General features: G+C 63.6%; 9 protein-coding genes. 7 read left to right on the forward strand and 2 right to left on the reverse strand.

Features of this window, described 5'->3' with window-relative positions:
* Positions 1-9: 9 nt before the first annotated feature.
* Together DAAHT2_RS11405 and DAAHT2_RS11410 are read right to left on the reverse strand one after the other, a co-directional pair.
* Positions 10-2,115: an Rne/Rng family ribonuclease gene (locus DAAHT2_RS11405; RefSeq protein WP_013164427.1), complete on the reverse strand. Its 2,106-nt coding sequence runs from the start codon at positions 2,113-2,115 to the stop codon at positions 10-12.
* Between the two features lie 3 nt (positions 2,116-2,118).
* Positions 2,119-3,102 carry a radical SAM protein gene (locus DAAHT2_RS11410; RefSeq protein ID WP_013164428.1) on the reverse strand — a complete coding sequence of 328 codons (984 nt, stop codon included), beginning with the start codon at positions 3,100-3,102 and terminating at the stop codon, positions 2,119-2,121.
* 498 nt (positions 3,103-3,600) lie between these two features.
* On the opposite strand from DAAHT2_RS11410, the gene ilvD reads away from it, so the two are divergent.
* The 7 genes from ilvD (at position 3,601) to gspD (ending at position 13,278) form a co-directional block, all read left to right on the forward strand.
* On the forward strand, positions 3,601-5,298 hold the full coding sequence (gene ilvD / locus DAAHT2_RS11415; protein WP_013164429.1) for a dihydroxy-acid dehydratase: 1,698 nt from the start codon (positions 3,601-3,603) through the stop codon (positions 5,296-5,298).
* Positions 5,299-5,363: 65 nt separating this feature from the next.
* Entirely contained in the window at positions 5,364-7,742 is a 2,379-nt protein-coding gene (locus DAAHT2_RS11420; protein WP_157861476.1) for an LPS-assembly protein LptD, read from the forward strand.
* Positions 7,742-8,710, forward strand: a complete 969-nt coding sequence (locus DAAHT2_RS11425; RefSeq protein WP_013164431.1) for a hypothetical protein — start codon at positions 7,742-7,744, stop codon at positions 8,708-8,710. Before DAAHT2_RS11420 ends, DAAHT2_RS11425 begins: the two co-directional genes overlap by 1 nt.
* Positions 8,711-8,720: 10 nt before the next feature.
* Positions 8,721-9,752: a lytic murein transglycosylase gene (locus DAAHT2_RS11430; protein WP_218915013.1), complete on the forward strand. Its 1,032-nt coding sequence runs from the start codon at positions 8,721-8,723 to the stop codon at positions 9,750-9,752.
* Positions 9,742-10,044, forward strand: coding sequence for a hypothetical protein (locus DAAHT2_RS11435; protein ID WP_013164433.1), 303 nt, complete (start codon positions 9,742-9,744; stop codon positions 10,042-10,044). The genes DAAHT2_RS11430 and DAAHT2_RS11435 overlap by 11 nt, the downstream gene beginning before the upstream one ends.
* 123 nt (positions 10,045-10,167) lie before the next feature.
* A complete protein-coding gene (gspC, locus tag DAAHT2_RS11440; RefSeq protein WP_157861477.1) occupies positions 10,168-11,160 on the forward strand; it encodes a type II secretion system protein GspC in 993 nt (330 codons plus the stop codon).
* 45 nt (positions 11,161-11,205) lie between these two features.
* Complete coding sequence (gspD, locus tag DAAHT2_RS11445) at positions 11,206-13,278, forward strand: type II secretion system secretin GspD (protein ID WP_013164435.1); 2,073 nt, start codon at positions 11,206-11,208, stop codon at positions 13,276-13,278.
* Positions 13,279-13,280 lie beyond the last annotated feature (2 nt).

Below are 13,280 nucleotides of genomic sequence, written 5' to 3' on the forward strand. Positions count from 1 at the left end.
GTGATAGAGTTATTCTTTCAGAAATTCGATCCGGTTTTCCGCCGCCAGCATTTGGGGGTCGGCTTCGATGATGATCTGTGCCTGGTAATCCTTTTCCAGCTCCAGCAAATCTTCCCTTTTCTTGTTGAAGATATACTGGGCCACATCCAGGGGCAGGCGGCAGAGCACCTTGTTGGCCTTACGCTGGTGCAGGCCGGTCTGGATCTGGCGCAGGTAGCTCAAAACCATGTTTTCCACCGAGCGGATCATCCCCCGGCCCTCGCAGTGAGGGCAGGTCTTGTAGCTGCTGCTCTGGATGGGAGCGGCCATCTTCTGCCGTGAGATCTGCATCAGGCCGAACTTGGAGATACGGGAGAAATCCACCTTGGCTTTGTCCTTTTTCATGCACTCCCGCACCTTTTTTTCCACCTCCCGGGTGTTGGCGGCACTGCGCATGTCGATGAAGTCCACCACGATCAGGCCGCCCAGGTCCCGCATCCGCAACTGGCGGGCCAGCTCCTCGGCGGCCTCCATGTTGGCGATGAAGATGCTTTCTTCAAAATCCCGGTCTTTGGAGGCGGTGCGGCCCGAGTTGACGTCGATGGCCACCAGGGCCTCGGTGGGGTTGATGACGATGCTGCCGCCGGAAGACAGGGGCACGGTGGGCTGAAACATCTGCTCGATCTGCTTTTCCACGTGGTACTGGTGGAAGATCGGCTGGCTGCCCTGGTGCAGTTTGACCGTGGTCTTTTTGCGCTGGGCCGCCGGCAGCAGTTGCAGAAAATTCTTCACCTGCTCGGCGGCCTCTTCGTTGTCCACCAGGATCTCCTTGATGTCGGTGGTATAATGGTCGCGCAGGAAGCGGGCGATGATGTTCTGTTCCTTGTAGAGGAGGGCCGGGGCCGGGGTGCTCTGGCCCTTTTTCTTGATCTCGGTCCAGAGGTTGAGCAGAAAGCGCATGTCCTGGCTCAGGGCGGTCTTGGTGATCTCCTGGCTGGCGGTGCGGATGATGTAGCCGATCCCCTCGGGGATGTTGAGCCCCTCCACCATCTCGCGCAGCTTGCGGCGCTGTTCCTCGTCGTCGATCTTGCGGGAGATGCCGGCGGAATCACTGCCCGGCATCAGCACCAGGCAGCGGCCCGGCAAAGAAAGATAGGTGGTCAGGCTGGGGCCTTTGTTGCCGGTGGCGTCTTTTACCACCTCCACCAGTACTTCCCGGCCCTTCTTGACCATGTCCTGAATTTTCAAACTCTTCCAGTTGGTGTCCGGGTCCACCTCTTTTTCGTAGTACTCGGGGTGGATCTCGCTGAAGGACAAAAAGCCGTTTTTAGGCAGCCCGATGTCGACGAAGGCCGCCTGCAGGTTGGCCTCCACCGAGGTGATCCGGCCCTTGTAGATGTTGCCTTTGCACTGGGCGCCGCTGGTGGATTCGATGTAAAAACCCTCCACCTTGCCGTTTTCCACCAGGGCCAAACGGCACTCTTCCGGCTCGTCGGTGTTGATCAGCAGTTTGTAGCTGGTTCCGACCACGGCCTTCGGGGTAGATTTGGTGGCGGCGGCCGCCGCGCTTTTTTTGCCGCCGCCGCTTTTGGCGGTTTTAGCCTTGGCCGCCGGCTCATCGCTTTTGGCTGCCGCCTCCTTGGCGGGTTTTTTGGCGGTGGGCTTGGCGGCGCTTTTATCGCCGGCCTTGGTCGCCGCTTTGGCGGTGCCGCGACCCTTGCCCCGGCCGCCGGAAGCTTTGGCGGCTCCGGCGGTTTTAGCTTCCGCCACCGGGGATTCGGCGGCCGCCGGTTTGTCTTCGGCCGGCGGAGTTTCACCGTTGGCCGCAGCCTTGGCGGCCCGCTCCTTGGCCCGGGCCCGCTGCTCCCGCCGCCTGGCCGAGGGGCTTTTAGTCGTTTTCTTGGCAGCTTCAGAGGTGTCGCCGTTGCCGTCGCCGGCGGCAACGGCCGCAGGCTCTTTTTTATCGCCGCCGGGCTGTTTGTTGCCGGACGGATTGCTGCTTGGTGCATCCTGGTTCTGGTCTGCCGGCATGATACCGTTTTCCTCCGGGTTGTGGTCTTGGGTGTTGGTTTCCTTTTTACGGCCCAGCCATTTGCTGACCCGGTCCAGCACGGAACGTGATCGTTCGTCGCTCATGGTTCAGTCCTGTGGTTGTTCCTGCCCTTGGGGCAGGACAATATAATATTCCCGGTCGCGATAACTCGAAGGGCCGATCCGGCCGGCCGCCTGCAGGCGTGCAAGGGCCTGGTCCACCAGCTCCCGCTCCATGCCCAGGGCGGTGCTGATATCGGCGGCGGTGCAGGGTCGGCGCTGCAGCAGGTGCAGAACCTCCTCCTCGTTTTCGCGACGGCCTCTTTTGCTGGCCAAAACATCTCTTACCAGGGGGGCGGCATCGGTGGCGCGGTCGGTGAGGATATCCACCGGCCCCGGCATCAGTGCCGCCGCCGCCCGCAATTCTTCGATGCTCAGCGGCCGGGCGAAGGACTCCAACGGCGGCCGGGCCACGGTGTTAAGCTGTATCCGTTCCGGGTTGATCTTCTTCACCGCCGCGGCCAGGGCGGCCAGGTCCTCCGGGGTGTCGTTGATCCCTTTGGCCAGCAGGATCTCCAGCCAGTAATGACCGGTAAATTCCTGCCGAAAGGCGGCCAGCCCGTCGATGATTTCGCCCAGCCGGCACTCTCTGGCCGGGCGGTTGATCTTACGAAAACTCTCCTCCCGGGCCGCGTCCAGGGAAGGGATGATAATATCGGCCAGGGCCAGTTCCCGCCGCACTCCGGGGTCGGGCAGCAGGGAGCCGTTGCTCAGTACCGCCACCGGTTTGGCGATATGGCGCTTGCAATGGGCGATGATTTCCCCCAGGCCGCTGTGCAGGGTGGGCTCGCCGGAGGCGGTGATGGTCACCACGTCCAGGCGCGCCACCGCTGCCGGGTCGGCCCGGAAGGCCTCGATTTCGGCAATGATCGCCGCCGTCGGGGTATACTCATCCCGCTTACAGGTAAACTCGGTGGTTGGGCCCACCTCGCAATAGATACAGTTGAAATTGCAGATTTTGGGGGGCAGCAGGTCGAGACCCAGGGATATCCCGAGACGGCGGGAGTTGACCGGACCGAAGATGAAATTCATATTTTATAGTAAGCTCTTCTTTTTTCAGTGATTTAACCTGACCAACCTTACCGTTCCCGCCGCCGATTGGCAAGCCATTTTACGTAATTTGCGGTATCCTGTGACCGCTTACTTGGCGGGTCCCGTGATCAGTTACCCCGCTTACGGGTTGCTGGCGCGCAAGGACAAAAGCGCATGGAGTCTGGACGGGGGCCGTGCATTCCGGTAGCGGCGGGTTCGGCCGCGTCCGGTGGCATGGACGCCAAGGAGGGCGCGGCCGCCTCGGAGGCGGGCATGGATGCCCGCCGAGCTTAGTCTGTTTTTGTCGGCAGAACTGCCGACAATGAGCCGCTGCCGGAATGCGCGGCCCCCACCCCGGTGCCACAACCAATGACTTTGACGGATCCCAGCCGGGTGTTGGTTTACCGCTTGACAGCTTCCCGCCCCTTGCGTAGTCTGTGATCTTTCTTTTTTACCATCACCTTACTATACGGAACTATACGGAACGAGGACACCCGAATGCGAAGCGACGCCCTGCGCAAAGGATTGGAACGCGCCCCCCATCGCTCATTGCTCAAGGCCATGGGCTATACCGATGAAGAGATCCGCCGCCCCCTGGTGGGTATCGCCCATGCCCACAACGAGATCATCCCCGGCCATGTGCATCTGGACAAGATCGTGGAAGCGGTCAAGACCGGGGTCCGGATGGCCGGCGGCACCCCCATTGCCTTTGCCACCATCGGGGTCTGCGACGGCCTGGCGATGAACCACACCGGCATGAAATATTCCCTGGCCAGCCGCGAGATCATCGCCGATTCGGTGGAGATCATGGCCATGGCCCATCCCTTCGATGCCCTGGTGATGGTGCCCAACTGTGACAAGGTCACCCCCGGCATGCTGATGGCCATGCTGCGGGTCAATATTCCCGCCCTGATGGTCAGCGGCGGGCCCATGCTCACCGGCCGCTTCCGGGGTCAGGACGTGCACCTGGTCAGCGTCTTTGAAGGGGTGGGCAAGGTGCGGGCCGATACCATGAGCATGGAAGAGCTGCATGAGCTGGAAGAGAAGGCCTGCCCCGGTTGCGGTTCCTGTGCCGGGATGTTTACCGCCAATTCCATGAACTGCCTGGCCGAGGCCATCGGCCTGGCCCTTCCCGGCAACGGTACCATCCCGGCGGTGGCCGCCGCCCGTATCCGCCTGGCCAAACAGGCGGGGATGTCGGTGATGGAGCTGCTCAAGGAGAATATCCGCCCGCGGGATATCGCTTCTGCCGAGGCCTTTGAAAACGCCATGGCGGTGGATATGGCCCTGGGCTGCTCCACCAACACCGTGCTCCATGTCCCGGCCATCGCCCACGAGGCCGGGGTTGAGTTGCCTTTAAGCCATTTCAACGAGGTCAGCGGCCGTACCCCGCACCTCTGCAGCCTGATCCCCGGTGGCCCCCACAGCTTGCAGCAGTTGGACGAGGCCGGCGGGGTACCGGCGGTGCTGCACGAAATGGTCAAAGGTGGGGTGGAGATCAACCTGGAGGTGATCACCGCCACCGGTAAAACCCTGCGGGAGAACCTGGCAAGGGTCAAGACCTACGACGCCGATGTGATCCGGCCGGTGAGCAACCCCTACCATCAGGTGGGCGGCATCGGGGTGCTCTACGGCAACCTGGCTCCGGACGGGGCGGTGGTCAAGCAGTCGGCGGTGGCCGACGAGATGCTTACTCATCGCGGCCCGGCCCGGGTTTTCGACGGCGAAGACGAGGCCCACAGCGCCATCCTGGACGGTAAAATCAACCCCGGCGATGTGGTGGTAATCCGCTACTGTGGCCCCAGGGGCGGGCCCGGCATGCCGGAGATGCTCTCGCCCACCGCCGCCATCATCGGCATGGGCCTGGGCAAGAGCGTGGCCCTGATCACCGACGGCCGTTTTTCCGGCGGCACCCAGGGGGCCTGTATCGGCCATGTCTCGCCGGAGGCCGCCGAGGGCGGCCCCATTGCCCTGGTGCAGGAGGGGGATGAAATAAGGGTTGATATTCCAAACCACCGCCTGGAGCTGGCGGTAAGCGAAGAAGAGCTGGAACGGCGGCGGGCCGACTGGCGGCCACGGGCGCCCAAGATCACCACCGGTTATGGCGCCCGTTACGCAACCATGGTCAGTTCCGGCAGCACCGGCGCCATTGTCGGCTGCCGCTCCGACCAGCGCCCACCGGCAACCGGAGCGTAAGGCCGGGCAAAGTGGTAAAGCCGTTAGAGGCAACCCGTGGGCGCGCCCTCCTGGTCTGCGTTCTTTTGCTGATTTTGCTGCCGGTCCTGCTGCCGCCGACCGGGGTGCGGGCCGAGGGCTTGCGGCCGGCGGCGCCAGAGTGGGAACTCAGCGCCGACAGCTTGAGTCACCAACTGGATCCCAGCCGGGTAACGGCCGAGGGCAATGTGGTGCTTTCCCGCCCGCAAGAGCACGGAGAACCGCTGGTGATCCGGGCCGACCAAATGGTTTACGACCCGGAAAGCGGCACCGTGGAGGCCCGCGGTCGGGTGCGGCTGGAGTCGACCACCGAAGAGGTGGAAGCCGAAGGCGTGGTGCTGCACCTGGAAAGCCAGACCGGCACCCTGGAGCAGGCCACCATCCACCTGGTGGAAAGCGGAGTTTACGTCAGGGGCGCGCACATCGAAAAAACCGGCCCGGAAAGCTACTACCTGGAAGACGCCTGGTATTCCGCCTGCCGCCCCGAGGAAGACTGCCGCCCGGCCTGGTCCCTCAAAAGCAGCAAGGTATACCTTACCGTGGACGGTCTGGCCCATTTTGTTCACCCCCGGCTCCAGGTCAAGGAAGTGCCGGTCCTTTACTCGCCCTACCTGATGGCCCCGGCCAATGTCCACCGCCAGAGCGGGTTTCTGGCCCCGGAGCTTTCCACCTCCCGGCGGCGGGGCGACGGCCTGGCGCTGCCCTATTTCGTCAACCTTTCCCCCAGCGCCGATCTAACCCTTTACCCCAAATACATGGACCGGCGCGGCCTGCAGAGCGGCGTCGAGTTCCGTTACGCCGCCGCCCCCGGCTCGCTGGGGATGTTCCAGTTTACCTACCTTAAAGATAAACACCAGGACACCGCCGATGATCCCTACCGCAACGACGGCTGGCTGCGGGACAGCAGTCAGCGTTACTGGCTGCGGGGCAAGGCCGACCACGATTTCGGCGATGACCTGCTGCTGCGCCTGGACCTGGACCTGGTCTCCGATCAGGATTACATCATGGAATTTGATTCCGGCCTGATGGGGTATGCCCGTTCCACCAGCGCCTTTGAGAGCATGTTTGATCGCGAGCTGCAGGAGCCCTCGCTGGCCACCCGCCGCTCCACCCTGCAGCTTTTCCGCCTCCGCCCCACCACCCTGGTGGCCGGTGAGCTGATGGGTCAGCAGGACAGCCGCCATACCCTGAATTACCAGGGGCAGGAGGTTGACCGCAATCGCCGGGGCACCCCACTCCAGGCCCTGCCCCGGCTGCATGCCTCCGGCCGCAGTCCCATGCGCAGCCAGCCCTACAGCCTGGCCTGGAGCAATGAGTATGTCCATTACTGGCGGCAGGAGGGAATCGGCGCCCACCGGCTTGATCTGCACCCCCAGCTGATCGTGCCCCTGCCCCGCGGCGGCGGCTGGACGGAAGGGCGGGCCACCACGGGGGTGCGCCAGACCATGTACCAGGTAAACGAGCATGATGAGCATCGGTGGGAGTATGACCGCTATCAGGACCGCACCGCCTTCGATTTCGAGACCAACCTGGCCACCACCCTGGTGCGGGATTTCCGGCTGGCCCCGCAGGGACCATCCCGGGCCGCCTTTGACCGGCCGGTGACCTCGCCAGGGCTGGAACACATGGTGCGCCCCAACCTGATTTACAGTTACGTTAGCCGCAGCAGTGAAAGCGAGTTGCCGGAACTGGACAGCGTGGATCGCCTGGAGCGCAAAAACTGGCTGACCTACGAGCTGAACAATTACTTCGAGGTGTTCGGTTACCGGGCCTCCCCACCGCCGTCCCCGCCGGCCCCGGATGACTCGGCATTGGCAATCAACGGCCCGGCTGAGCCGGAGCCGCTGGCATTGCCGACCTCCCCGCCCGGCGACTTCTGGTCCCGGCCCCTGGCCTTTTTTAAAATGATGCAGACCTACGACATCGACGAGGCCCGGCGCGATCTGGAGGCCGATGAGAGTCGCCGGGAGCTTTCCGATCTGCGTTTCGACCTGCAGGCCTCTCCCTTGCCCAGCCTTGATTTGCGCTACCAGACCAACCTCAGCATGTACGGCCAGGGGGTCAACCGCTATGAACTCCAGGGTACTTATCGCCGGTTCGGCGGTTCGCTGACCCTAAACTACCGTTACCTCAAGCACAGCGGCATGCGGGAGCCCTATTTTTACACCGAGGCCGGGGACAGCCGCCACGATGTCCGGGCCGGCTTCACCGCCCCGCTGGGCGACTCCCTTACCTTCCGTGGCATGATTAATAAATCGCTGACCGAAGATTATATCGCCGACGCCTCTTTCGGGGTCACCTACCATCCGCACTGCTGGGCGGTGGAGATGGAGGTGCGGCGCTACGTGGATGAAAAGAGCTTCATGGTGGTCTTCACCTTGGATACTTTGGGTGAAATTCCACGCTGGCTGAAAAGGGGGATCTGATGAGCAAGCTTTACTTTGATGTCTTTAACGGTGATGCCGACGGTATTTGCGCCCTGCACCAGTTGCGCCTGGCCACCCCACGTCCCGGGGCGCGGCTGATCAGCGGGATCAAGCGGGACATCGGTCTGCTGGAGCGGGTGGTGGCGGCAGCGCCGGCCGAGGCCGAGGTAACGGTACTGGATGTTTCCCTGGATCGGAACCGGGCTGCCCTGGAGCAGTTGTTGCCCTCCTGCCGGGTGCTGTATGTCGACCATCATCACGCCGGAGAGATTCCCGCCGCCGACAACCTCGAGGCCCATATCAACCCGGACCCGGAACTTTGCACCTCGTTGATTGTCGATCAGTTATTGGACGGCCGCTTCCGTCCCTGGGCGGTGGCTGCCGCCTTCGGCGACAACCTGCACGGGCCGGCTCGCCGCACCGCCGTCTCGTTGGGGCTGGCCGAAAAACAGATGGAAACCCTGCGGGAACTGGGCGAGTTGCTCAACTATAACGGTTACGGGGCCTCGGTGGCGGATCTGCATTTCGACCCCGTGGAGCTCTACCGGGCGGTGAGCGGTTATGTCGACCCCTTTGAATTTTGCCATCGCTCGCCGGTGCTGGCCACCCTGCGCCAGGGCTTCCACGACGACCTGGGGCGGGCCCGCGCCGTTGCCCCCTGGCAAGAGGGTGCCGCCGGCCGGATTTGGCGCCTTCCCGGCGAACCCTGGGCCCGCCGGGTCAGCGGGGTGTTCGCCAACGAACTGGCCCGGGCCCGGCCGGAGCAGGCCCATGCCTTGCTGGTGGAAAGCGCCGACGGCAGTTTCCTGGTCAGCGTGCGGGCGCCCCTCGACCGCCCCCGGGGCGCCGATGCGCTATGCCGGGCCTTCCCCACCGGCGGCGGCCGCGCCGGCGCCGCGGGGATCAATGTCCTGCCACCGGATCGGCTGGGGGAATTCCGGCAGGCCTTCGAGGACGCCTTTGACTGATGGAGAGGCTGTGCGATATTTTGCCTTTTGTTGCCTGGCCTGGGGGTTAATGCTGCTGTGGCCGATCACTCCGGTGGCTGCCTCCGGGGCCTCGCCGGAAGAGCTCCCGGTTGTCGACGGCCGCCCGCTGGAACTGGAATCTCCGGCCTACCGGGAGTTGTTTCAGGAGCTGATCCAGGAACACGGTTTCAGCCGGGAGCAACTGGAGCAATGGTTCAGCGGCCTGACCATCCAAGAGCGAGTTCTGGAGCTGATGGATGCCCAGTGGGAAGCGCGGCCCTATCACCGTTATGCCGCGCCGCTGCTCTCCTGGTGGAATGTCGGCAATGGCCGGGTCCTGCTGGAGCGTCATGCCCGGCTGCTGGACCGCATTGAAGAGCAGTTCGGGGTGGAGCGGGAGATCGTGGTGGCCATCTGGGGCCTTGAAAGCAACTACGGCGGCCATGAGGGTTCGTTTTCGATCTTTCGCACCATGAACACCATTTTTGCCGCCTATCCCCGCCGCAGCGACTTTTATCGTCGGCAGATCATCGATTTTCTGCTGATTTGCCGGGAGCTTGAACTCGACCCCCGCACGGTGCGTGGCTCCTATGGCGGCGCCTTCGGTCAGGCCCAGTTCATCCCCTCGAGTTACCGCGCCTATGCGGTGGATTTCGACGGCTCCGGCCGGCGCGATATCATCAATTCGGTGCCCGACGTGCTGGCCAGTATCGCCAACTACCTGCGCCACTTCGGCTGGCAGTATGGCGCTCCCCGCTATGCCGAACTCGGCTCGCAACTGCATGATCCCCGTTTAAAGGAAGCCGTTGGGGCCGGCCGCCGGGGGGTGCTGCCCAGGGCGACCATCGAGGAGGTTCAGGGGGTCGAGTTGCCACCCTCCCCGGATGATCGCCCCTTGCGCATTGTGGCCTTGGAGCAGGCCGCCGGCGACCACCGTTATCTGGCCGCCTACCCCAATTTTCAGGCCATTACCCACTGGAACAACTCTTACCGCTATGCCATGGTGGTAATTGAACTGGCGGAGAAACTGCGTGCGCAATAACTTTTTATTGTTACCGCTGGTGTTGATTGCCCTGCTGTTGCTGCTGACTGTCGGGGCTTGTGCACCGGAGTTGGGACGCCAGAGCGAAGTGCTGCTGCAGCGGGATTACCTGGCCATGGACGATGAAGAGCTGCAGGCCTACTACCGTCGCCTGGGCGATCAGCTGGTCCGGGAAACCAGGGCCGCCCGGGAAGGCGGCTTGATGAGCCGCCCGGCGGAACAGGAGCGGCTGGCGCAGTTGCGGCAGCGCTGGAATGAAGTGCGGGCTGAACTCGCCCGCCGGGAGCTGTGAGCCGGTGCCGCCGCAAAACATGCTTGCTGAAGATACGGCACTCTGTTAGATTGAGTGTTTCGATTTTACAAACTATTTACCGGTTTTACGGCCGGCAAGCAGTCTGCGGACAAACCTGAGATCGTGAGTATTTTTTCCACAACGTGGTTCCGGGAGCGGACCGGCGGTGCCGGGGTGCGGCGGGGTCTGCCCGGCCACGAATTCTGGCGCGCCCTGGTGGCCGATGGGCGCCGGCTGGAACTGATTCGCAGCCTTTGCGTGCTGGTGCTGATCTTTTTCCTGGCCCAGGCCTCGGCTCGCCTGGTCTGGTCCTTTTTGCTGCCGGCTCCGGAGCCGGCCCCGGCGATCACTGCCCCCGCCGCCACCACGCCGGCGGTCCGGCGGGCCGATGACAGGGTGAATGACGGGGCCCGGGGGGAAAAACTGGCGGCGTTGCATCTCTTCGGGCAACCGGAGCCACAGGCCGACCCGGAGGCCGAGGCGGCCGCCCTGTCATTGGCCATGGTCGAGGCCCCGGAAACCACCCTTAACCTGACCCTGAAGGGCTTGCTGGCCACCGCCGATGGACGGCGCGGGCTGGCGGTGATCGCCGAGCGGCGGGGCAAGGACGAAGTTTACGGGGTGGGGGACACGGTGCCGGGCAACGCGGAAATCGAGGCCATCTATCCCGATCGTGTGCTGTTGCGCCGGGCCGGGAATCTGGAAACCCTTTACCTGGAAGACCGCAAAGAGGAGCCGCCGGTGGCGGCCCGGCCCCGGACCAGGTCCCGAACGCCGGCGGCGGCGTCGCCGGACAGCGAGCCGCGCCGGGTAAGCCGCTCCTTTGTCAATAGCGCCATGGCCAACCTGCCGGATCTGGCCCGCCAGGTGGAAGTGCATATTCACAACCCCGAAGGGGGGCGTCATGGTTTTCGCCTGGTGGCCCCGGGGGGCAGCGACTTTCTAGAGACTCTTGGCCTGCAGCCGAACGATATCCTGTACGAAGTAAACGGCATCCCACTGACCGATGCCGGGGCGGCCATGGTCGCCTTCGAGGAGTTGCGCAACGCCCGGGAAATAAGGCTGGTTTATGAACGGGACGGGCGGCAGCGCAGCAGCACCATTGCCATTCGCTGACCTGCCGCGGGTGCGGGGTCGGTTATATTTTTTTTGAGGATCCTTATGGTTTTGTCAGGTGTTTTATCTCCCATCCCCGGCCGGGGGCGCTACCGGTTGCGCTCGCCCGGGGTATGGCTGCTGCTGGCGGCGGTGCTGCTTGGCGGCTTGCTGTTGGCGCCCCGGCCGGGCCAGGCTGAAACCATTACCCTGAACTTCAAGGAAGCCGATATCGAGTCGGTGATTAACTCGGTGGCCAGGATCACCGGCAAGACCTTTATCGTCGACCCGGCGGTGCGGGGCAATATCACCATTGTTTCCTCTCAGCCCATGCGGGCCGACGAGGTTTACGGGGTCTTTCTCTCCATCCTCCAGGTCCATGATTATGCCGCTGTCGAAGCCGGCAACGTGGTCAAGATCATTCCCGCCGCCAAGGCCGGGCAGGACCTGGTGATTACCGCCGACGCCGAGCACCCCCTGGAACTGGAAGAAGACCGTATTGTGACCCGGATCTACCGCCTGCAGTATCTCCAGGCCGATCGACTGGTGCCTATTCTGCGGCCCATGCTTGGCACCCGCACCGGCCAGATGTCGGCCCTGGCGGTCAAGGAGGGCAATGCCCTGATTTTCACCGAGCGGGCCGGCACCGTCGAGCGGCTGCTGCGAATTGTCCGGCGCCTGGACCAGAGTTCCGGCGGTGAGATGGAAATAGTCACCCTGGAGCACGCCGATGCCCGCGACGTGGTGTCGGTGATCCGGGAAATGGAACTGGGCACCGGCCGGCTGTCGGCCGAGCAACTGCGGCTGGTGGCCGACAGCCGCACCAACAGCGTGCTGTTGCAGGGAGATCCGTACCATCTGCTGCGGGTCAAGGCCACCATTCTGCACCTGGACACCCCCCTGGCCAAGGGCGGTGACACCCAGGTGGTCTTTCTGCGGCACGCCAAGGCCGAGGACCTGGTGCCGATTCTCACCGGCATGGGCAAATATGACGGCAGCCGGGAAGAGCGCCGTGGCCAGCAGCGCCAGGATGTTGATATCCAGGCCGATGCCAACACCAACGCCCTGATCATGACCGGTCCGCCGGCGGTGCTGCAGAATCTGCAGACAGTGATCCGCCAGTTGGATATCCGCCGGGCCCAGTTGATGATCGAGGCGGTGATCGCCGAGATTTCCACCGCCCGGGCGGTGGATCTGGGGATTCAGTGGTTTTCCGCCGATGCCGACAAGGTCATCGGCGGCACCAACTTCCCCGGTTCCGGCGCCAGCATGAGCGGCATTGCCGCCGGCGATGAGGGCAGCATCGCCGCCCTGGCCGGGCTGGGCGGTTTCAACATGGGGGTCTTTTCCGGCAGCACCGAGATCCTGGGGCGGGAGTTTTTCAGTTTCGGCGCCCTGGTCAACGCCCTGGCCCGGGACGGCGACACCAACATTCTCTCCACCCCCAGCCTGGTGACCATGGACAACCAGGAGGCGGAGATCATCGTCGGCCAGAACGTCCCCTTTCTCACCGGCAGCTTTACCGAGGGCGCCACCGGCGTCGGCGGTAGCCCGTTCCAGACCGTGGAGCGCCGGGATGTGGGGATCAAGCTGCGGGTCAAGCCCCAGGTGACCGAAGGCGATGTCATCCGGCTGCAGATCGAGCAGGAGGTTTCCAGCGTCGAGCGTGATGACCTGGCGGCGGGGCTGGTGACCAATACCCGCAACATCAACACCAGCGTCCTGGTGGAGGACGGCAAGGTGCTGGTGCTGGGCGGGTTGATCAGCGACGATGTTCAGGAGACGGTCTCCAAGGTGCCCCTGCTGGGCGATATTCCCCTGTTCGGCGCCCTTTTTCGCCATACCCGCAGCGAACGCTCCAAGCGCAACCTGATGGTCTTCCTCCGGCCGGTCATCCTCCGGGATCAGGAGATGAGCAGCCGGATTTCCCAGGGGCAGTACGATATGCTGCGCCAGCAGCAACTGGAGCGGGACAGCAAAGGGGTTAAGTTGATGCCCGGCCAGAATCAGCCGGTGCTGCTGGAGTTTGAAGCCTTTGAAGATCAGCATTTTCACCCCCTGCCGCCGCAGTCGCCGGCCTCGGAGGAGGATGAACGGGTTGCCCCTGTGCCGCTGGAATCTTTGGAACCGGCCGAGTAATC

Source organism: Desulfurivibrio alkaliphilus AHT 2 (genome assembly GCF_000092205.1).
In the GTDB taxonomy this organism is placed as follows: Bacteria; Desulfobacterota; Desulfobulbia; order Desulfobulbales; family Desulfurivibrionaceae; genus Desulfurivibrio; species Desulfurivibrio alkaliphilus.

Coding starts and splice junctions, on each gene's coding strand:
- DAAHT2_RS11410 (WP_013164428.1), bottom strand. CDS start 3,102: ATGAATTTCATCTTCGGTCCGGTCAACTCCCGCCGTCTCGGGATATCC.
- gspD (WP_013164435.1), top strand. CDS start 11,206: ATGGTTTTGTCAGGTGTTTTATCTCCCATCCCCGGCCGGGGGCGCTAC.
- ilvD (WP_013164429.1), top strand. CDS start 3,601: ATGCGAAGCGACGCCCTGCGCAAAGGATTGGAACGCGCCCCCCATCGC.
- DAAHT2_RS11425 (WP_013164431.1), top strand. CDS start 7,742: ATGAGCAAGCTTTACTTTGATGTCTTTAACGGTGATGCCGACGGTATT.
- DAAHT2_RS11405 (WP_013164427.1), bottom strand. CDS start 2,115: ATGAGCGACGAACGATCACGTTCCGTGCTGGACCGGGTCAGCAAATGG.